The sequence below is a fragment of the Streptomyces sp. NPDC012510 genome, assembly GCF_042955065.1.
GTDB lineage: Bacteria > Actinomycetota > Actinomycetes > Streptomycetales > Streptomycetaceae > Streptomyces.
In genome coordinates, this window is record NZ_JBIBEN010000006.1 from 345,771 (window position 1) to 365,768 (window position 19,998).

Annotated in this window: 13 protein-coding genes and 1 riboswitch; of the genes, 7 read left to right on the forward strand and 6 right to left on the reverse strand. The window is 71.3% G+C overall.

Annotated features, from left to right (window positions below; all coding sequences use genetic code 11):
* Positions 1-120 precede the first annotated feature (120 nt).
* On the forward strand, positions 121-1,410 hold the full coding sequence (locus ACFY9I_RS14215) for a PspC domain-containing protein (RefSeq protein WP_391001130.1): 1,290 nt from the start codon (positions 121-123) through the stop codon (positions 1,408-1,410).
* Positions 1,407-2,264, forward strand: a complete 858-nt coding sequence (locus tag ACFY9I_RS14220) for a LuxR C-terminal-related transcriptional regulator (RefSeq protein ID WP_391001133.1) — start codon at positions 1,407-1,409, stop codon at positions 2,262-2,264. The genes ACFY9I_RS14215 and ACFY9I_RS14220 overlap by 4 nt, the downstream gene beginning before the upstream one ends.
* A 162-nt stretch (positions 2,265-2,426) precedes the next feature.
* Here the strand turns inward: ACFY9I_RS14220 and ACFY9I_RS14225 are convergent, their stop codons facing one another.
* Positions 2,427-3,500 carry an NlpC/P60 family protein gene (locus ACFY9I_RS14225; protein WP_391001135.1) on the reverse strand — a complete coding sequence of 358 codons (1,074 nt, stop codon included), beginning with the start codon at positions 3,498-3,500 and terminating at the stop codon, positions 2,427-2,429.
* Between the two features lie 455 nt (positions 3,501-3,955).
* Here ACFY9I_RS14225 and ACFY9I_RS14230 point away from each other — a divergent pair, with 455 nt between their 5' ends.
* A complete protein-coding gene (locus ACFY9I_RS14230) occupies positions 3,956-4,309 on the forward strand; it encodes a hypothetical protein (protein ID WP_391001138.1) in 354 nt (117 codons plus the stop codon).
* A 57-nt stretch (positions 4,310-4,366) separates the two neighbouring features.
* On the opposite strand, the gene ACFY9I_RS14235 is transcribed toward ACFY9I_RS14230, so the two are convergent.
* On the reverse strand, positions 4,367-5,593 hold the full coding sequence (locus tag ACFY9I_RS14235) for an NlpC/P60 family protein (RefSeq protein ID WP_391001141.1): 1,227 nt from the start codon (positions 5,591-5,593) through the stop codon (positions 4,367-4,369).
* An 8-nt stretch (positions 5,594-5,601) separates the two neighbouring features.
* A riboswitch (cyclic di-AMP (ydaO/yuaA leader) is annotated at positions 5,602-5,762 on the reverse strand.
* A gap of 252 nt (positions 5,763-6,014) precedes the next feature.
* On the opposite strand from ACFY9I_RS14235, the gene pcrA reads away from it, so the two are divergent.
* Positions 6,015-8,531: a DNA helicase PcrA gene (gene pcrA / locus ACFY9I_RS14240; protein WP_391001144.1), complete on the forward strand. Its 2,517-nt coding sequence runs from the start codon at positions 6,015-6,017 to the stop codon at positions 8,529-8,531.
* Between the two features lie 69 nt (positions 8,532-8,600).
* Here pcrA and ACFY9I_RS14245 read toward each other — a convergent pair whose 3' ends face one another.
* Positions 8,601-10,208, reverse strand: a complete 1,608-nt coding sequence (locus tag ACFY9I_RS14245) for a peptidoglycan DD-metalloendopeptidase family protein (protein ID WP_391001147.1) — start codon at positions 10,206-10,208, stop codon at positions 8,601-8,603.
* A gap of 461 nt (positions 10,209-10,669) precedes the next feature.
* A complete protein-coding gene (locus ACFY9I_RS14250; RefSeq protein ID WP_391001149.1) occupies positions 10,670-11,530 on the reverse strand; it encodes an alpha/beta fold hydrolase in 861 nt (286 codons plus the stop codon).
* A gap of 666 nt (positions 11,531-12,196) precedes the next feature.
* Here ACFY9I_RS14250 and ACFY9I_RS14255 point away from each other — a divergent pair.
* Positions 12,197-12,613 (forward strand): cobalamin-dependent protein, encoded by a 417-nt coding sequence (locus ACFY9I_RS14255; protein WP_391001152.1) that lies wholly within the window; start codon positions 12,197-12,199, stop codon positions 12,611-12,613.
* 230 nt (positions 12,614-12,843) lie between these two features.
* Here ACFY9I_RS14255 and ACFY9I_RS14260 read toward each other — a convergent pair whose 3' ends face one another.
* Together ACFY9I_RS14260 and ACFY9I_RS14265 are read right to left on the reverse strand one after the other, a co-directional pair.
* Positions 12,844-14,481: a DUF5691 domain-containing protein gene (locus ACFY9I_RS14260; RefSeq protein WP_391001155.1), complete on the reverse strand. Its 1,638-nt coding sequence runs from the start codon at positions 14,479-14,481 to the stop codon at positions 12,844-12,846.
* Positions 14,482-14,513: 32 nt separating this feature from the next.
* The gene (locus ACFY9I_RS14265; protein WP_391001158.1) at positions 14,514-15,911 is read right to left on the reverse strand and encodes an SWIM zinc finger family protein; all 1,398 of its coding nucleotides are present in this window, start codon (positions 15,909-15,911) and stop codon (positions 14,514-14,516) included.
* Positions 15,912-16,044: 133 nt separating this feature from the next.
* Here ACFY9I_RS14265 and ACFY9I_RS14270 point away from each other — a divergent pair, with 133 nt between their 5' ends.
* A complete protein-coding gene (locus ACFY9I_RS14270; protein ID WP_391001161.1) occupies positions 16,045-17,247 on the forward strand; it encodes an AAA family ATPase in 1,203 nt (400 codons plus the stop codon).
* Positions 17,247-19,775: a DUF5682 family protein gene (locus ACFY9I_RS14275; protein ID WP_391001163.1), complete on the forward strand. Its 2,529-nt coding sequence runs from the start codon at positions 17,247-17,249 to the stop codon at positions 19,773-19,775. Before ACFY9I_RS14270 ends, ACFY9I_RS14275 begins: the two co-directional genes overlap by 1 nt.
* Positions 19,776-19,998: the final 223 nt, after the last annotated feature.

A 19,998-nucleotide genomic window follows, 5' to 3' on the forward strand; every position in this document is an offset into this window, starting at 1 on the left:
CCTGGTCCGACCCTGATATCCGTCAGGGGATGTGTTCGACCGCTCCTGGGCCGAAGATCAGGGGCGTCTCGGGGGTCGACCCTGATGCCCTGATCCGCCATGCGTGTGAACATCGATGGCATGCCGGAAGCCGCAGCATCGCCAGTCGACACTCCGCGGCCCCCGCGCAAGCTCTACCGCAGCAGCGACGGACGCTGGCTCGGAGGCGTGGCGCGAGGGCTCGCCGGACATCTCGGCCTGCCCGTGACCTGGGTGCGGCTCGTGTTCGCCGGCCTCTTCCTCGCGGACGGCCTCGGTGCCCTGGTCTACGCGGCATTCTGGTTCTTCGTGCCGCTGGGCGTGGGTGGTGTGGACAATCAGCGGCTCCCGGCCATTGCCACCGAGACCTCCCCGGACGGCCGCCGCAGACTCGTGGCCCGCAAGCCTGATCGGGGCCAGATAGTAGCCCTCCTCCTCATGGTCGTCGTGGCCATGGTCTTCGTGGGCAATGTGGATCTCGGCGATGCCGCCAGGGCCTACCTCTGGCCCAGCGTGTTCGTCGCGGCCGGCGTCGCCCTGGTCTGGCGCCAGGCGGACAACGCCCGGCGCGCCCGCTGGGCCGAGGTCGGCCGCCGCCGGCGCACGATCACCCTGCTGCGCTCCGTGGCCGGTGTCCTGCTGGTCACCGCGGGCGTCTCCGGCATCTTCGTGCTGCAGGGCTCGGCAGACCACCTCGGCTCGGTGCTCCAGGCCGCGCTCGCGGTCCTGGTGGGGATAACGCTGCTGGCCGGCCCCTATCTCGTCCGCATGACCCAGGACCTCTCCGAGGAGCGCCTGATGCGCATCCGCGCCCAGGAACGCGCGGAGGTCGCGGCCCACGTCCACGACTCGGTGCTGCACACCCTGACACTGATACAGCGCAACGCGGACAACCCGAACGAGGTCCGCCGTCTCGCCCGCGCCCAGGAGCGCGACCTGCGCACCTGGCTGTACAAGCCCGAGGGCACCGGAAAGGAGGAGGACGACGAGCCCGACACCCTGGCCGAGGCAGTGCGGCGCAACGCGGCGGAGGTCGAGGACAAGCACGGTGTTCCGATAGAGGTGGTCGTCGTCGGCGACTGCCCGCTCGACGAGGGACTGACCGCACAGATGCAGGCCGCGCGCGAGGCGATGGTGAATGCCGCCAAGTACGGTGGCGAGGGCGGTGCCGTGCAGGTCTTCGCCGAGGTCGAGGGAAGGACGGTCTTCGTGTCCGTTCGCGATCGCGGCCCAGGCTTCGACCTCGACGCGATACCCGCCGACCGCATGGGCGTCAGAGAATCGATCATCGGCCGCATGGAGCGCAACGGAGGTACGGCACGGCTGCGCGCCGTACCGGACGGCGGCACGGAGGTCGAGCTGGAGATGGAGAGGGCGGAGACGACGTCATGAGTGACGCGAACGGGGCCAACGACCGTGCCGCACAGGGTGGTTCGGGCACCGGGCCGGGTGGTGACCTGGCAAGCTCGGCCTCGCGGGACCGGGGGGCGGCCGAAGAGACGACGGGCGCCTCCGCGACCCACGCCGACACCGGGGCCGGGACCGACACCGGGACCGGGATCGGCGCCGGGGCCTCCGGCCCCGGGCGGCATGTCCGGGTCGTGCTGGTTGACGATCACCGTATGTTCCGTACCGGGGTACAGGCCGAGATCGGGCAGACGGACCGCACGGGCGTGGAGGTCGTCGGAGAGGCGCCCGATGTCGACCAGGCGGTCTCGGTGATCACGAGCACGCGGCCCGAGGTGGTACTCCTCGACGTCCATCTGCCAGGTGGCGGCGGTGTCGAAGTGCTGCGTCGCTGTTCGGCGTTGATGGCGGACACCGAGCAGCCGGTCCGATTCCTCGCCCTGTCCGTGTCGGACGCGGCGGAGGACGTGATCGGTGTGATCCGGGGCGGTGCGCGGGGCTATGTCACCAAGACGATCACCGGCTCCGACCTTGTGGACTCGATCTTCCGGGTCCAGGACGGCGACGCGGTCTTCTCCCCACGTCTGGCCGGCTTCGTGCTCGACGCCTTCGCCTCCACCGACGCCCCGCCCGTCGACGAGGACCTCGACAGGCTCACCCAGCGCGAGCGCGAAGTGCTGCGCCTCATCGCCCGGGGCTACGCGTACAAGGAGATCGCCAAGCAGCTCTACATCTCCGTGAAGACGGTGGAGTCCCATGTCTCGGCCGTTCTGCGGAAGTTGCAGCTGTCCAACCGTCACGAGCTGACGAGGTGGGCGACGGCTCGACGCCTGGTCTGACAGCCCTCGCCCACTGTGCCGGGGCGGCGGGCTCACGTCGTCGCAGTCGTGCGAGCCGGCGACCGGCCGCCGTTCGGTCGTTCGGTCGTTCGGTCGTTCGGGAGGGGAGAGGCGAACAGAGCCGATGGGCAATGGCTTGCACGGACCGATCTCCCCGCCCGCTCAAGCCACCCGCGTAGCCCCCGCGAACGGCATCTCGTCGAGTGGGGCCACGCGTACCGGGGCGGACGGGTTGGGGGCGTGGATCATCTGACCGTTGCCGATGTAGATGCCGACGTGGCTGATGCCGGAGTAGAAGAAGACGAGGTCGCCCGGGCGGAGTTCGGAGCGGGCGACGCGTCGGCCTGCGTTGATCTGGGCGTAGGTGGTGCGGGGGAGCGAGATGCCGGCCGAGCGGTAGGCGGCCTGGGTGAGCCCGGAACAGTCGAAGGCGTTGGGGCCGGTGGCACCCCAGACATACGGGCTGCCGATCTTGGTGTAGGCGTAGGAGACGGCCGCGGCGGCGCGGGAGTCGGAGGCATGGACGGTGGCGGGGGAGGCCGGGCCGGTGAAGTCACGCCGGGACGAGGCGGAGGTACGCGAGGCGCGCCCCGGGGCGCCGCCGGTGGTGTCGAACCGTGCCCGGTCCTCGGTGCTGAGCCGGTCTAGGAGCTGTCGCGCGGTGGTCAGTTTAGAGGTGACGGTCTTCTTGTGCCGTTTCAGTTCCGTCTGACGGGTCTTGAGCGTGCCCAGTTCCACGCGGGCGGCTCCGCGCAGCCGTTCGATCTCCAGCAGTTGCTTCCGCACGCTGGACACATCGGCCGCCTGACGGCTGCCGACCCGCTCGACGAAGGCGGCGCCGTCCAGGTACTGGTCCGGATCGGTGGAGAGCGCGAGCTGCCAGGAGGGATCGATACTTCCGCTCCGGTACTGCGCTGCGGCCAGGGAACCGAGTTCGTCCCGCGCCGAGTTGAGTCGATCGGTCCGGCGGGCGGCCTGGTCGCGCAGTTCCTCGAGGTTTTCCTGCGCCTTGTCGGCCTTCTCCTTCGCGCCGTTGTATTTCTCGGTGGCGACCTCCGCCTCCTGGTACAGCTTCTCCACCCTCGCCTTGACCTGCTCAGGCGTGAGCTGTGGATCGGCGTGCCCGGTGCCGTCGAAACCGGTCGCGGTCGCCGCGCCCGCGAGGGCGACGGTCGCGGCCGTGCGGACCGTTTGGCCGCCGAGCGAGCGCTGTCTGGGCTTGCGGTGCGCTGCCACGTGGACTCCATGTCCTCTCCGTACGACCGCCGTCCGTTGTACGAACATCGGTCTGTCCGTACGGACCGCCTGGGGGAGCGGTTACGCGTCCGGCGGCGGCCCGCACAGGGGGAGCGGGACGCCGCCGGACCTTTCTCGGCGGTGGTGTCCGACTGCCGCCCCTGGCCCGGGCGGCGGTGGGGAGCCGGTCACCTGCTGGAGGACGGTAAACCTGGCTGCGGCGGCCCGGTGGGGTCTTGTACGGAACTGGCTTGCACCGACCGGGAGGTGACCGTATGTGACCGCGATCCCTTCCCGCCGTCGCTGACTTCACGCTGTGCGATGACCGATGCGGGCATTTCGGACCGGGCGCAGGTGCGGCGGTGCTATAGGGCGCATATATGCAAGATCGGTACGGGTTTTCGGCGGCCGCCCCGGTGCCCGACCGAAGGCGCCCCTCTCATTAGGCTCCGCCCATGGACGTACTCATCCACCTCTTCGTCGCCCTCCACATCATCGGCATCGCCTCCCTGCTCGGGGGCTTCCTCACCCAGATGAGGGCCATGGGGCAGGGCACGGCCCGCTTCGTCCCGGCGATGCTCCACGGCGCGCTCGTCATGCTGGTCACAGGCGCCGTCCTCGTCGGCCTGAACCAGGCCGACGACCAGCCTGTCGACAACATCAAGATCGGCGTCAAGCTGGCGCTGCTGATCGTGATCCTCGGACTGGTCTACGTCAAACGGGACGAGGGCACGGTGGACAAGCCGCTGTTCGGGCTGGTGGGCGCGCTGACCACCGCGAACGTCTTCATCGCGGTGCTCTGGACCTGAGGGCTCGCACGGCGTGAGCCGGGGGGCAGGAGCGTCGCCGAGCCGTGCCCCCGTCGGCTACGCAGGCCGCACCACGCTGTGGATCGACGACTCCCCGTCGTAGAAGACGGATTCCTCGCGGACGTACGTCCCCGGCTTCGGGGCGTGGATCATCATGCCGTTGCCGATGTAGAGGCCGACGTGGCCGATGTTGTCGTAGAAGAAGATCAAATCGCCGGGCCTGGCGTTGGCGAGGGAGACCGTGGTGCCGGCGTCGACCTGCTCGTAGGTGGTGCGGGGGAGGTCGACGCCCGCGGCCTTCCAGGCGGCCTGGGTGAGGCCGGAGCAGTCGTAGGAGCCGGGGCCGGTCGCGCCCCAGACGTACGGCTTGCCGATCTGCGCGCGGGCGAAGGCGAGGGCCTTGGCGGCTTTCGAGGCGTAGGTGGAGTCTTCGGCCGGGGTGGTGCTCTCGGTGCCGGCGGAGGGTTCCTCCTGGGTGGCTCCCGTGGCTCCCGTAGCCCCCTGAGCCGTCCCCGTGGCCTCCCGGGGCGCTGCTGTGGTGGCCCCCTGCGCCTCCTGGGCTTCCTGGGTCGTCTGGGCTGCCGCCTGCTGCCGTGCCAGTTCCCGCGCCTTGCGCTCGGCCTCCTCCTGCTCCCGCTGTTCGATCGCGGCGAGCCGGGTCCGCTCCTCGGCGGTGAGGGTGGACAGCAGTTCGCGGGCCTCGGCGAGCTTCGCCTGAACCTTGGCCTTGCCGGCCTTGAGTGCGTTCTGTGACTCGGTGAGCTGGTCGAGGCTGTCGGTCGCCTGCCGGCGCTGTTCGGCCGCCTCGGCCTGCTGCGTGACGTACGCGTCCACGGTGCCCTGCTGACGGTCCGTCAAGCGGTCCATGAGCTGGGTCTGGTCGAGGTAGTCCTGCGGGCTGTCAGCCAGGAGCAACGACGCCCCGTCGGGGGCGGCGGCGCCCGTGCGGTACTGGGCGGCCGCGAACGAACCGAGTTGCTCCCGCGCCTCGTTGAGCTTGTCCGTGCGCTGGGCGACGTCATCGAGGAGGGTTTCGACCTTTTTCTTCTGCTTGGTCGTCCTCTCCTTTGCCGCGTTGTAGTTCTCGGTCGCCGACCCGGCCTGACGGTAGAGGTCGTCGACCTTCTTCTCGACCTCCTCCAGGCTCGGCTTGTCGTCCGTCGACGGGGCGGCGGTGGCCGTCTGGGAGAGCAGGGCCACGGAGGTGAGGGCGGCCGTGGCGAGCGCGGGCGTGCGTATGCCCGCGCGCGTCCGGCCGGCCGGGCGCGGCTTGCGGTGCGCCATGGTTCGGCGACTCCTTCCGTACTCCGCCTACCGAGTTAGCTGTCGGGTTCGGGCGCATGCTTTCGGAAGGTTTGCCCTACGACCCTCGCCGCGGGCGGCGGTCGGGTCGATTCACCCCGGAGATCGGTGGGTCCCCGGCTCCGGCTGCCACGGGAGGCGTGCCGGACTCGGCGGGGCCGTGCGGCCCGGCGAGGTTCGCCGGTTGGGTCGTACGGCCTGTCAAAACGCTAGCCAACTCGTGTGGTCCCTGTGAAGGTTGATGTTCGATATGCCCGATACGTTTTCGTGACCTTAGCCTCTTCGGCGCGATAGGCGATACGCTCGATCGCTCGGCGTCGCGACATGGGCACGGTGCGTATGCGGTGCGGACTTCCCGGGGCGGCCCCGCGCTGTCAGTGCGGGCGCCTAGACTCGGACAGCGATGAGCAGCCTCTTTGACGACAGCTTCCTGGCGGACCTCCAGGCCCCCCGCGGCCACGCGGAGGAGCCCCCGCCGCCGCCCGAGGACGATCACGTACCGGAGTCGATTCCGGACGATCTGTTCGGCGGGAAGTTCGACGTGCCGCCCGACCGGGACGCGTACTACCGCGACGGCGCCCCCCGCCCCGCCCTGGACGCGGCGGCGCTCCTCGACGGGCTGAACGAGAACCAGCGCGCGGCCGTGGTGCACGCCGGCTCCCCCCTGCTCATCGTGGCCGGCGCCGGCTCCGGCAAGACCCGTGTGCTCACCCATCGCATCGCTCATCTGCTCGGCGAGCGGCAGGTCCACCCGGGCCAGATCCTCGCGATCACCTTCACCAACAAGGCCGCGGGTGAGATGAAGGAGCGCGTCGAGCACCTCGTGGGCCCGCGCGCGAACGCGATGTGGGTCATGACCTTCCACAGCGCGTGCGTACGGATCCTCCGGCGCGAGTCGAAGAAGCTCGGCTTCACGTCCTCCTTCTCGATCTACGACGCCGCCGACAGCAAGCGGCTGATGGCGCTCGTCTGCCGTGATCTGGACCTGGATCCCAAGCGCTTCCCGCCCAAGTCCTTCAGCGCCAAGATCTCGAACCTGAAGAACGAGCTGATCGACGAGGAGGACTTCGCCGCCCAGGCCTCCGACGGCTTCGAGAAAACCCTCGCCCAGGCCTACGCGCTCTACCAGTCCCGCCTCCGTGAGGCCAACGCGCTCGACTTCGACGACCTGATCATGACGACGGTCAACCTGCTCCGCGCCTTCCCGGACGTCGCCGAGCACTACCGCCGCCGCTTCCGCCATGTCCTCGTCGACGAGTACCAGGACACCAACCACGCGCAGTACGCCCTGGTCAGGGAACTGGTTGGCACCTCCGAGCACCCCGCCGACGTACCGCCCAACGAGTGGGACGTGCCGCCCGCCGAACTGTGTGTCGTGGGTGACGCCGACCAGTCGATCTACGCGTTCCGCGGCGCGACCATCCGCAACATCCTCCAGTTCGAGGAGGACTACCCGAACGCGACGACGATCCTGCTGGAGCAGAACTACCGTTCCACGCAGACGATCCTGTCCGCCGCCAACGCGGTCATCGAGCGCAACGAGTCCCGCCGCCCCAAGAACCTGTGGACCAACGCGGGCGCGGGCGCCCAGATCACCGGCTACGTCGCCGACACCGAGCACGACGAGGCCCAGTTCGTCGCCGACGAGATAGACCGGCTGACGGACGCGGGCGAGGCGAAGGCCGGGGACGTCGCTGTCTTCTACCGCACGAACGCCCAGTCCCGTGTCTTCGAAGAGGTCTTCATCCGTGTCGGCCTGCCCTACAAGGTCGTCGGCGGCGTCCGCTTCTACGAGCGCAAGGAGGTCCGGGACGTCCTCGCGTATCTGCGCGTCCTGGCCAACCCGGAGGACTCGGTCCCGCTGCGCCGCATCCTGAACGTGCCGAAGCGCGGCATCGGCGACCGTGCCGAGGCGATGATCGACGCGCTCTCGCAGCGCGAGAAGATCAGCTTCCCGCAGGCGCTGAAGCGCGTCGACGAGGCGTACGGCATGGCGGCGCGGTCGACCAACGCGGTCAAGCGGTTCAACACGCTGATGGAGGACCTGCGGACCGTCGTCGACTCCGGCGCCGGCCCCGCCACCGTCCTCGAGGCCGTCCTCGAACGCACCGGCTATCTGGCGGAGTTGCAGGCCTCCACCGACCCGCAGGACGAGACACGCATCGAGAACCTCCAGGAACTCGCCGCCGTCGCCCTGGAGTTCGAGCAGGAGTCCGGTGCCGCGGAGGGCGAGGGCGAGGGCGAGGCAGCCGGTACGACACCCGCCGGGCTCTCCGACTTCCTGGAGCGGGTGGCCCTGGTCGCCGACTCCGACCAGATCCCGGACGAGGAGGAGGACGGCTCGGGCGTCATCACGCTCATGACCCTCCACACCGCCAAGGGCCTGGAGTTCCCGGTCGTCTTCCTGACCGGCATGGAGGACGGCGTCTTCCCGCACATGCGCGCCCTCGGCCAGACCAAGGAGCTGGAGGAGGAACGTCGCCTCGCGTACGTCGGCATCACCCGCGCCCGGGAGCGGCTCTACCTCACCCGGTCAACGCTCCGCAGCGCCTGGGGCCAGCCCTCGTACAACCCGCCGTCCCGCTTTTTGGAGGAGATTCCGGCCACCCACCTGCAGTGGAAGCGCACGGGTGCTTCCGCGCCGGTGTCCTCGGGCCCGGCCGCCGGAATCGCGTCGTCGCTGTCGTCATCCCGCTCCCGGTCCTCCGCCGCGGGCGCGTCCGGCTTCGCGACCCGGCGCTCCAACGAGAAGCCGGTGGTCTCCCTCGCCGTGGGCGACCGCGTCACACACGACCAGTTCGGCCTCGGCACGGTCGTCGGCGTCAAGGGCACGGGCGCGAACGCGGAGGCGACGATCGATTTCGGAGACACCAAGCCGAAGCGGCTGCTGCTGCGGTACGCGCCGGTGGAGAAGCTGTAGCGAGCGAGGCGGCGCCGATATGAGTCGGGCCCCTGCTGAGCAGGGGCCCGGCCGCCGTCGCGGTTTCTCTTACGTCGGGTCCAACCCGTGGCTGCGCAGCCACGGCAGCGGGTCGATGGCGGAGCCGCCCGCCGGGTGGACCTCGAAGTGCAGGTGAGGGCCGGTCGAGTTGCCCGAGTTGCCCGAGTAGGCGATGGTGTCGCCGGCCTTGACGGTCGTACCGGAGGCGACGTTGTACGTGGAGAGGTGGCAGTACCAGGTCTCCGTGCCGTCCTTGGCGGTCACGATGACCATGTTGCCGTAGGCGCTGTTCCACTGGGTGCGCACGGTGCCGTCGGTCGCGGCCATCACCGGGGTGCCGTAGGAGACGGGGAAGTCGATACCGGTGTGCAGGGACATCCAGTTGACGCCGGACTGCCCGTAGTACGCGCTGAGTCCGTGCTGGGAGACCGGCAGCGCGAACTTCGGGCGCAGCCGCTCCTTGCGGGCCGCCTCGGCCGCCGCCTTCTTCTGCTCCAACTCCTGCTGGGCCTTGAGGTCGATGCGCTCCTGCGTCCGGCTCGCCCGGTCGGCGAAGTCGTCGGCCTCGGCCGAGAGGCTCTCCAGCTGGGTGTCGAGCTGGTTGTTGGCGGCGGACGGCTGTACGGCGGTGGCGTCCGACTTGATGGCCGCCGTCGTCTCCGTGTCGTCCGACGTGGCACCGACCGAGGCGGCCGCGATCCCCGCGACCCCCATGACACATGCCGACGGAACGGCCACGGTCAGCAGGGCGGAACGTTTGGCCGGAGCCTTCCGGCGTGATCGCGACGCCGCCCGGGTGGCTGCCCGACCGGGGCCGGCGCTCCTGGGCGCAGTGGGAGTGGCCTCCTCCTCACCGTCGAGGAGGGGGGCGCGATCCGCGCCGTCAGCGTCCGACTCGCCGTCCAGGCTGGGCGATTGTTCCTGGTCGTACGGGGCGATCTGCTCGAAGGTCGCGGTCGCCTGCTGTGCGAAGTCCACAGCCTCGGCCGAGAAGTCCACGATTTCGGTCTGCGGGTGCTCGTGCATGTCGTACGACTCGGGTGCGCTGCCGCCGTGTTCGTACGAGTCGGAGGCGGAGCCCCCGCGTTCGTCACCGGCCGGCGTGCCGTCGCTGTTCCACTGCGTCGCGTCGAAGGCGCCCGTGTCGAAGTGCTGGGTGCCGATCCACTGCTGGGTCTGGTCGGACTGTCCCGACTGGCCCGCCTCGTCCGGCTGTTCGGGCTGCAGCCAGTCGCTCGCGTCCCACTGGCCGCTGATGTCGGGACTCGACGACTGCGCCGGGATCTGGGCGAGGTGCTCGTAACCGGCCGACCAGGCGGTCGTTTCGTAACTACCCGTGTCGTACGCGGTCTGGTGCTGCGCCGCGTACGGGTCGTAGTTCAGCGTCTGGTGGCTGCCGGTCGACCACTGCGAGGCGTCGTAGGTGCCGGTGCCGGTGTCGCTGCCGGGCATGTCACCGAAGAGCGGGTCGGCCGCGAAGGTGCCGGTCGCGTGGGCGCCGGTACCGGAGCCAAAACCAGTGGCGGTGTAATCGCCGTACGTGGTGAAGTCGCCGTGGCCGGTTTCCTGGTGGCCGTACGACGCGTAGTGCGTCGGGTCGGCTTCGGAAGCCGGAGTCGGGGGTGTTGCGGTCCCCGACGGGTGACGGTCGTTCACCAACTTCTCTTTCGCCTCGACGACAGGGGCTGGCAGAGCAGTGCGGTGACTGTACCCGGCGGTATGCGGGCGCGACAATCTTCAACGGGTTTCACGCGCGCAGGAAACGGGCATTCGAGCGTCTTTCGGCGGTCTGTGGGCACGACTTTGGCTTTGCGTTCGAAGGTTGTTCGATAGCAGGTTGCTGTGCGGGGGCTGTGGGGCGGCCGTGCCGTCGGGGTTGAGGTGTTCTCGCCGGGTGATGGCGTGTCGGTGGTGGGGCGCGTAGTTGCCGTCGGGAGGGTGTCGAGGGTCGGGCGCGTGATGGGGGGCGTGCGGGCGCGCGCCGCGTTTAGGGTGTTACGTACCCTTTTGGAGGCGCTGTGGTGAGGGTCACCGGGCTCATGCCGGTGAGCACCGCGCACCTGTCTTCGTCCGCGCATCTGTCTCCGGCTGCCGGGCGTCTGTTCCGGCCGTGAGGCTCACGCCACGGTCAGGCCGCCGGGGCGGGCGGTGGTGCAGTCCCCTGTCCGTGACGTGTCGAGGGCCTTCCGTACTCCGGCGGCGACGGCGGGGTGCACGGGCAGGGCGAGGTGGCCGATGCCGGTGACCCGGATGTTCTGCGCCATCAGGTCCGGGTGGTCGACACAGGCGGTCTCCAGCGGGTCCATCAGGTGGTCGAGATCGCTCCAGAACGCCACGAAGTGTGTACGGCACCCCGGCGCCGGCTCGCGCAGTTCCTCCAGCACCTGCGAACCCGGACGCATCTGGCGGACGATCGGGTGGGCGTTCGCCAGCGGCACGACACGGGTGCCGCCGTGCGGGGTGCCGAGGGTGACGAGCGTCCGGACGCGGTGGTCGCCGCCGAGCCGCTGCACGTAGTACCGCGCTATCAGTCCGCCGAGGCTGTGCCCGACGACATCCACCCGCTCCTGACCGGTGCGCTCGCAGATGTCCTCGATGTGCCGGCCCAGCAACTCGGCGGCCGTGCGGATGTCACAGGTGAGGGGCGAGTAGTTGAGCGACTCGAGGTGCCGGCCGCCGTGCTGCCCGAGAAAGCGACGCAGCAGGACGAAGACCGAGCGGTTGTCGATGAATCCGTGCAGCAGGACGACCGGAGGCTTCTCCTCCGTCGGCAGCCGGGGCGCGTCGGGCGGCGGCAGCGTCGGAGTGACCCGGCGCTCCTGTGTCATCCCGGACGGGTAGAGCACCAGGTGTCCGGCGAGGATCGCCAACTCCAGGGCGGTCGACTTGAGGAGGGCCACGGAAAGGCCTGCCAACCTGGCGGGCAGGAACCGCTCGCAGAGCGGAAGAAAGGGCGCTATCGCCCCGGTGACCTTCATGCCCGACCTCCTGTCGGCAGCCGGGCGGACACCTCTGTCCCCCCGTGCGCCCTCGTGGAAAGCCGTGGTGCGGGCGGCGGACGGAGGTGCGATACGCGCGACGCGGCCGTGTGGCATGCGCCGTGGGCGATGCGTGCGGTGCGTGCGCGACGTGTGAGGCGTCGATCACGCGACGAGGGGTCCGGCTCTCCTGACTCCCCGCTGCCCTGCCGTCTGCCGTCAGCCGGCGCCGATCCGCTCCGTCGCCGTGACCTCCGGCGGGCGATGGGTCGGTGTGGCCCCCTCCGACGACTCTCCTTTGCGCATGCTCCCCTTGGCGCGTACGCCACGGGGGTCTGTGGCAGTCGGCCCGTGCCGGTCCGGATGCCGCGATCGCCTCGGCTGTCAACGCCTCGGTCATCACTCGAGTCCCCGCGACGCGTGAGCCGCGGAAACCGGGAGCGGTGCGCGGCGAACGTGTCCCACCGTGTGATTTCCCCCTCGCTCACCACCGCGAAACTGCCCGGTACGGGATGCTGGAGATAACGTTCGTTCACTTCCTCGGAGCGCGGTGTGGGTAGGTGTTCTGTGGACCCGAAGTCGTGATGTGTGTCGTTTGCGTGGTTCGCGCGACATGTGTGGCCGTGTTCTGTTACGGGTTGATGTAGTCGTTTCATGGAGGCAGTGATGGGTGTGGCAGCCGGTCCGATCCGCGTGGTGGTGGCCAAGCCGGGACTCGACGGCCACGATCGTGGGGCCAAGGTGATCGCGAGGGCGCTGCGCGACGCCGGTATGGAGGTCATCTACACCGGCCTCCACCAGACGCCCGAGCAGATCGTCGACACCGCGATCCAGGAGGACGCCGACGCGATCGGCCTCTCCATCCTCTCCGGCGCCCACAACACGCTCTTCGCCGCAGTCATCGACCTGCTCAAGGACCGTGACGCCGAGGACATCCTCGTCTTCGGCGGCGGCATCATTCCCGAGGCGGACATCGCGCCGCTGAAAGAGAAGGGTGTCGCCGAGATCTTCACGCCGGGGGCGACGACCGCATCGATCGTGGCGTGGGTGCGGGCGAACGTGCGACAGCCGGCGGGGGCGTAGCGTACTCCGCCCCCGCCCTGGAGCTGCCGCCTCCGGCTCACGCTGAGTGCTCGGAAGTGAGCCGGAGGCTCGTTCGGCGGCGGGTTCATCGTGCTTCGTTGTGGTTTGTTGTGGTTCGTCGCGCAGTTCCCCGCGTACCTGGAGGAGCCCGTGGTCCTTCACGGGCGCCAGGGTCTCGCGAGGGGCCACGCACGACCCGCACCAGCCGACCGGCCGCGACCTCCCGAGTCCTACGGTGGCGGTGCCAGTTCCGCCTGCATGGTCGCTCTCAACCGCAACGTCGTGGCGAGCCGCTGGAACGCCTCGGCCCAGTACCCCCCGGCACCCGGCGCCGCATCCTCCGTGTCCTCCGGCGTCGCCGTGAGCGGCTCGAGCCGTACGGCCTCCCCCGGATCAAGACACCGCTCGGCCAGCCCCATCACCCCACTGAAACTCCACGGATAACTCCCCGCGTCACGCGCGATGTTGAGCGCGTCCACCACGGCCCGGCCCAGCGGCGGAGCCCACGGCACCGCGCACACCCCCAGTAGCTGGAACGCCTCCGACAACCCGTGGGTGGCGATGAACCCCGCCACCCACTCGGCCCGCTGCCGACCCTCCAACGTCGCCAGCAACTTCGCCCGCTCGGCCAGCGACACGGCGCCCGGCCCCCCGGCCTCCGGCGTGGACGGCGCGCCCAACAGTGCCCGCGACCAGTCCGGATCCCGCTGCCGCACCGCCGCCCGGCACCACGCCCCGTGCAACTCCCCCTGCCAGTCGTCCGCGACCGGCAGGGCCACGATCTCCTCCGGCGTACGTCCGCCGAACCGCCGCGACCACGCGGCGAGCGGCGCCGCCTCCACCAACTGGCCCAGCCACCACGATCGTTCGCCCCGCCCGGCCGGAGCCTTGGCCACCACACCGTCACGCTCCATGCCGGGGTCGCACTCGTGCGGCGCCTCGACCATGATCACGGGGGTGCCGCCGGGGGATGTGCCGTGCGTGTGGTCGACGGCCACGCACGCGGTAGCCCGCTTCGCCATCCGTCCGGCGAGTGCCGAGTCGGGCAGTGCGGACAGCAACTCCGCCGCCGTGGCCCGCACATTGCGGCTGCGATCCGCCAGAGCGGCCTCCAGGAACGGCTCGTCCGCCGCCGCCAGACCCGTACGCAGCGTGTCGAGGAACATGAGCCGGTCCTCGGCCCGCTCCGTCGACCATGTGGACGCCAGCAACTCGCGTGCCGAGGCGGCGTCGCGAACCCTTGTCTCCGTGAGCAGCGCGACGCGCTCCGCGAACAGGCCTTCCTGCCAGAGCCGTCGGACCCGCTCCGGGTCGTCCGGGCCGGGCAGTGCGGTGCCGCCGCCCGGTGCCGCACGCAACGCGAAGCGCCAGTCGGCGTTCAGCCGGGCCAGCCACAGCGCCCGCACACCGGCGAAGGTCAGGGCGGCGGGGCGCAGATCCGTACGGCCGCGTGCGGCGTCGAGGAGCGCGGGCAGGGCTTCCGGAGGCGCCGCGTAACCGTACGCGTTGGCCGACGCCAGCCACTGGGGCAGCAGCTCCATCAGATCGGGCGCCGCGCCCCGTCGGCCGCCGCCAGTGCCGGGACGGTCGGCCAGCAGGGTGGTCAGTCTCCGCGCCGCTGCCCGCGGCAGCGGAGGCCGCGGATCCGGCGCCGCCGGCTCCGGCCGCGCCGCCGCCGGCACCGGGCGTATCCCCGCCCTGCGCCGTACGGTCTCCACGGCCGCGGCGTCCAACAGCGCCACGGGCGCCTCCCGGCCCGACGCCGCCCCCGGCGGCGTACGACGATCCGTCCCGAGCAACGCCGTGGTGACGAGTTCCTCCCAGGAGAGCCCCGTCGAGGCGGCCGTAGCGGCCTGGGTGCTGGTCATGTGGGTTCCTTCCGTACGAGGGCGGTCTCCTCTCAACACAGCACCACCGCCTGGCCGACCGTCCCCGGTGTCTCCTCGGTCCTCTCCCTCTCCTCCGTCTCCTCCGTCTCCGCCCATGCCGTCAGCGGTGTGAAGCCACGGTGGCCGCACTCGCCGAACACGGTGACGGGGGTGCCGCCGGAGAGGGCGACCAGGCGCCACAGGCCGGGGCGTGAGCGGGCGGACGGGGTGAGGGGGAGGGCGAGGTCGCCGTCGGCGTCGGTCAGTTGCCAGGAGTCGCCGTCCCGGGTGGGTATGACCCGGGCCAGGGTGACCGGGCAGGAGTCCAGCCAGGGGTCGTCCCGGAGGGCCTCGCCGTAACGGGCCGCCGCCTCGGAGACCGTCATCCCCGGCGGGCGTACGGCCGTCGGCTCGGGCGCGGTGAAGCGCTCGCCCAGAGCCGCTCGTGGTTGTCCCGCGCCTGGATACGCCGACACCTCGGCCTCGAAGGCCAGCCCGACCGGGAGCGACAGCTCGGGAGCGCGGCCGGCTGCGCCGTAGGACAGGAGCAGTGCCGTACGGCCCGACTCCACGCCGTGGAGCCAGATACGGCGGGTGGTGAGGCGGGAGTCGGAGGTGTCGTACTGGGCGAGGGTGAGCCAGCGGTCGCGGACCGGTGGGCCGTCCGGGGAGCCGGGCAGGCCCACCCGGGAGCGGACCGTGGCCGCGAGGCCGCCCGGGAGGTGCTCCCGGCGCAGCCAGCCCTGGTCGAGGAGATGGAGAAGGGCGCACTCCTCCAGCAGGCGCACCGGCCAGCCGGGGCCCGAGCCGGGTATGGACCCCAACTCCCGTACCCTGGTGGCGAGTCCGGGGGCCTGGGCGTCGACCATGCGGGCCGCCGTCTCCTCCCACAACCCGTATCCCGCCTGCTCCGCGGCGGCGAGGCCGCCGCGGAGCAGGTCGGTCAGGCGCTGTTCCAACTCCACAGCGCCCGCGGTGATCCGGTCGGCGCGCCGCTCGGCCCGGCGACGCGCCGCCTCGGTGTCAGCGGACGTGGCCCCAGATGCCGCGTCCGTCGTCGTCCTCGCCGCTGCGCGAGCCCGGCGGCCGGCAAGCCACTGCTCCGCCCAGTCCGGCACCTGCCCGGGCGGCACCGAGGCGGCGTCGCCCGCCCAGAGCAACAGCAGCCCCAGGGCGTGCTTGCAGGGAAACTTCCTGCTCGGACAACTGCACTTGTAGGCGGGCCCGAGGGAGCCCGCGACGTCGACAACTGTTTGATACGGCTTGCTGCCACTGCCTTTGCATAGTCCCCACACCGTCCCCTCGTCCGAAGTACCCGCCTGCGACCACGGTCCGGCCACGGCGAGTTTGCTTCCGGCTTTGCGCGACATGGCGTCAGGTGCCAGTGCCAGCACCTGCTCAGCCGTCCAGCGCACCCCCTGCTGAGTCATGTTCCGAAGGTAGATCCCACCACTGACAATTGGCTTGCGCGATCCAATTTCCGCAGGTCAGACTGGATTGTCAGTGGCGTGGTGCAGTGTGGTCAGCAGATCCGAACCGGCCGAGCTGGAGGGGGACTCAGCCATGCCTGCGTCCGTAGAAACGACCACTGTCGACCCGAGGCACAACCAGTCCGCGCCCGCGAACACGCACACGCCCGCGTCCACGGATGCGCAGGGGGGCGCGCGCCCGGACGCGCGTACGGGCGGCGAGGTGTTGCGTGCCCACGCCGAGGACGCCTTCGCGGGGGAACTCGCCGCGCTGGCCGCCCAGGACGACCGGCCCCGGCCGGCCCGCTGGAAGCTCTCGCCATGGGCCGTCGCCACGTACCTGCTTGGCGGAACCCTCCCCGACGGCACGGTGATCACACCGAAGTACGTCGGGCCACGCCGCATCGTCGAGGTCGCCGTCACCACGCTCGCCACCGACCGTGCCCTGCTCCTGCTCGGCGTGCCCGGCACCGCCAAGACCTGGGTGTCCGAGCATCTGGCGGCGGCTGTCAGCGGCGACTCCACGCTCCTCGTGCAGGGCACGGCGGGCACCCCGGAGGAAGCGATCCGCTACGGCTGGAACTACGCGAGGCTGCTCGCCCACGGCCCGAGCCGCGAGGCGCTGGTGCCCAGCCCCGTCATGCGCGCCATGGCGGAGGGCATGACGGCCCGCGTCGAGGAGCTGACCCGGATCCCGGCTGATGTCCAGGACACACTGATCACCATCCTGTCCGAGAAGACGCTGCCGATACCGGAGCTGGGACAGGAGGCGCAGGCCGTACGCGGCTTCAACCTCATCGCCACGGCCAACGACCGCGACCGCGGGGTCAACGACCTGTCGAGCGCCCTGCGCCGCCGTTTCAACACGGTCGTGCTGCCGCTGCCGGAGAGCGCCGACGCCGAGGTCGACATCGTCTCGCGCCGCGTCGACCAGATCGGCCGCTCCCTCGACCTGCCGGCCGTGCCCGACGGCATCGACGAGATCCGCCGCGTCGTCACCGTCTTCCGCGAGCTGCGCGACGGCGTCACGACGGACGGCCGTACGAAGCTGAAGTCGCCCAGCGGCACGCTCTCCACCGCCGAGGCGATCTCCGTCGTCACCAACGGGTACGCCCTGGCCGCCCACTTCGGCGACGGCGTCCTGCGTCCCTCCGACGTAGCCGCCGGCATCCTGGGCGCCGTCGTCCGCGACCCGGCCGCCGACCGTGTCATCTGGCAGGAGTATCTGGAGGCGGTAGTCCGCGAGCGCGACGGCTGGACCGACTTCTACCGCGCCTGTCGCGAGGTGAGCGCGTGATGGGGCGAGCGGGGGGAGCGACGCACACCGGCGACGCCGTTGCGGCCGAAGGGACGGCGCAGGCGGCGGGAACCGAAGGGGAGAGCGCGGGAAAGACGTGTGTCCGGGTGGAGGCGCGCGGTGGGGTGCGGGCAGCCGGCGGTGGGCCTCTGCTGCTCGGGGTGCGGCACCACGGGCCGGGATCGGCGCGAGCGGTGCGGGCCGCCCTGGACGCGGCCCGGCCCCGGGTCGTGCTGATCGAGGGGCCACCGGAGGCGGACGTGCTCATTCCGCTCGCCGCCGACGAGGACATGCGGCCCCCGGTCGCCCTCCTGGCCCACGCGGTCGACGAGCCCGGCCGCTGCTCCTTCTGGCCCTTCGCCGAGTTCTCCCCGGAGTGGGTGGCCGTCCGCTGGGCCCTGGCCCATGGAGTGCCGGTCCGGTTCATCGACCTGCCGGCCACCCACACGCTGGCCCGGCGGAGCGAGGAAGAGGCCGCGACCGCCGAGCCGGACGAGGCGACAGCCCCGGATGAGGCGGCGCCGGATGAGGCGACAGCCGCGGACGGGGAGGCGGAAACGGCTGTCCGGGGCGATCCACTGGCCGCGCTCGCCGATGCCGCCGGGTACGACGACGCCGAGCGGTGGTGGGAGGACGTGGTCGAGCACCGGGGGGTCGGCGGGGACGCCTTCGCGCCGTTCGTCGTGCTGGAGGAGGCGATGGGGGCGCTGCGTGAGGTGTACGGCAGCGGCGGGCGCGATCGGGACCTCGTGCGTGAGGCGTCCATGCGGTTGCGGGTGAAAGCCGCCCAGAAGGAGTTCGGGGACGACGACGTGGCCGTCGTGTGCGGGGCCTGGCACGTGCCCGCGTTGCGGGAGAAGCGGACCGTGGCCGCCGACCGGGCGCTGCTGAAGGGGCTGCCCAAGGCCAAGGTCGACATGACCTGGGTGCCCTGGACCAACAGGCGACTGGCCCGCGCCGGCGGCTACGGCGCGGGGATCGACTCGCCGGGCTGGTACGGGCATCTGTTCGCCGCACCCGACCGTCCCGTGGAGCGGTGGCTCACCAAGGTGGCGGGGCTGCTCCGCGAGGAGGACCGCCTCGTCTCCTCCGCCCACGTCATCGAGGCGGTACGGCTGGCGGAGACACTCGCCGCGATGCGCGGGCGTCCCCTGCCCGGGCTGACCGAGACCACCGACGCCGTACGGGCGGTGATGTGCGACGGCTCGGACGTACCACTGTCTCTGGTGCGGGACCGGCTGGTGGTCGGCGATGTCCTGGGCGAGGTACCGGAGTCGGCGCCGGCGGTGCCGTTGCAGCGGGACCTGGCGAGTATCCAGCGACGGCTGCGGCTCAAGCCCGAGGCGCCGGAGCGCGAGGTGGAGCTCGACCTGCGCAAGGAGAACGACGTGGAGCGCAGCCGTCTACTGCACCGGCTGGGGCTGCTCGGTGTCGAGTGGGGCGAGCCGACGACCTCGCGCGGCAGCACGGGCACCTTCCGGGAGACCTGGCGGCTGCGCTGGGAGCCGGAGCTGTCGGTACGGGTCGCCGAGGCCGGGGTGTGGGGGACCACCGTGCTCTCCGCGACGACCGCGAAGGCCGAGGCGGACGCCGTCGCGGCCCGGTCGCTCGCCGACATCACCGGACTCGCCGAGCGCTGCCTGCTCGCCGAACTCCCCGACGCCCTGCCCGTGGTGATGCGCATCCTCGCCGACCGTGCCGCACTCGACGCCGACGTCGGTCACCTCGCGCAGGCGCTCCCGGCCCTCGTCCGCTCCCTGCGCTACGGGGACGTCCGCGCCACGGACACCGGAGCACTGACGGAGGTCGCCACCGGGCTCGCCGAGCGCGTCTTCGTCGGGCTCCCACCCGCGTGCGCCGCGCTCGACGGCGAGGCCGCCCAGGAGATGCGCCGCCATGTGGACGCGGTGCACGGCGCGGTGGGGCTGCTCGATGACGCCGTGACCAAGGAGCGGACGCGACGGTACGGGGACCTGCGGGGCAGTTGGCACACGGTGCTGCACGTCCTCTCCGGGCGGGAGACCGTTCCGGGTGTCGTACGGGGACGGGCCGTACGACTCCTGCTGGACGACGGGCGGTTGGCACAGGACGAGGCTGCACGCCTCATGGGGCTCGTGCTGTCGCCCGGCACGGCTCCGGCCGACGCGGCGGCGTGGGTCGAGGGGTTCATGGGCGGCGGCTCCGGCGGCGGAATGCTGCTGGTGCACGACGAGCGGCTGCTCGGGCTGGTGGACACCTGGCTGACGGGGGTGCCCGGGGACGCCTTCACGGATGTGTTGCCGCTGCTGCGCCGCACCTTCTCGGCGTACGAGCCGGGGGTGCGCCGGACGCTCGGCGAGCTGGTGCGGCGGGGGCCGGGGCAGCGGGGGAGCACGGTGGCCGGCGGGGACGGCATACCGGGCTTCGCGGCCGAGCTGGACGGCGTCCGCGCGGACGCGGTGCTGCCGGTCGTGCGGCTGCTGTTGGGCCTGGACGGTGACGATCGCGAGAGCGTCGACGACAACGACCTTGTGGGGGTGGCGGGATGACGACCGACGGATCGAGCAGGACGAGGCGGACCACCGAAGCGGTGGACACCGGGGACGGGCACGGCAGCGAGCGCGGGCACGGCTTCCGCGCCGGCTCCGGCTCCGGCTCGACGACGACTGTGCCGGTGATCCCTCTCTGGGCGCGGCCTCGAACGGGGGCGCGCGGATGACTAGCGGTATGACGAGCACGGCCAGCACGGCCAGCACGGCCAGCACGACGGGC

Excerpts from the sequence above, each read along its gene's own strand:
- ACFY9I_RS14275 (WP_391001163.1), top strand. The coding sequence starts at position 17,247 with ATGGGGCGAGCGGGGGGAGCGACGCACACCGGCGACGCCGTTGCGGCC.
- ACFY9I_RS14215 (WP_391001130.1), top strand. The coding sequence starts at position 121 with ATGCCGGAAGCCGCAGCATCGCCAGTCGACACTCCGCGGCCCCCGCGC.
- ACFY9I_RS14265 (WP_391001158.1), bottom strand. The coding sequence starts at position 15,911 with ATGACTCAGCAGGGGGTGCGCTGGACGGCTGAGCAGGTGCTGGCACTG.
- ACFY9I_RS14235 (WP_391001141.1), bottom strand. The coding sequence starts at position 5,593 with ATGGCGCACCGCAAGCCGCGCCCGGCCGGCCGGACGCGCGCGGGCATA.
- ACFY9I_RS14220 (WP_391001133.1), top strand. The coding sequence starts at position 1,407 with ATGAGTGACGCGAACGGGGCCAACGACCGTGCCGCACAGGGTGGTTCG.
- ACFY9I_RS14260 (WP_391001155.1), bottom strand. The coding sequence starts at position 14,481 with ATGACCAGCACCCAGGCCGCTACGGCCGCCTCGACGGGGCTCTCCTGG.
- pcrA (WP_391001144.1), top strand. The coding sequence starts at position 6,015 with ATGAGCAGCCTCTTTGACGACAGCTTCCTGGCGGACCTCCAGGCCCCC.
- ACFY9I_RS14250 (WP_391001149.1), bottom strand. The coding sequence starts at position 11,530 with ATGAAGGTCACCGGGGCGATAGCGCCCTTTCTTCCGCTCTGCGAGCGG.
- ACFY9I_RS14270 (WP_391001161.1), top strand. The coding sequence starts at position 16,045 with ATGCCTGCGTCCGTAGAAACGACCACTGTCGACCCGAGGCACAACCAG.
- ACFY9I_RS14255 (WP_391001152.1), top strand. The coding sequence starts at position 12,197 with ATGGGTGTGGCAGCCGGTCCGATCCGCGTGGTGGTGGCCAAGCCGGGA.
- ACFY9I_RS14230 (WP_391001138.1), top strand. The coding sequence starts at position 3,956 with ATGGACGTACTCATCCACCTCTTCGTCGCCCTCCACATCATCGGCATC.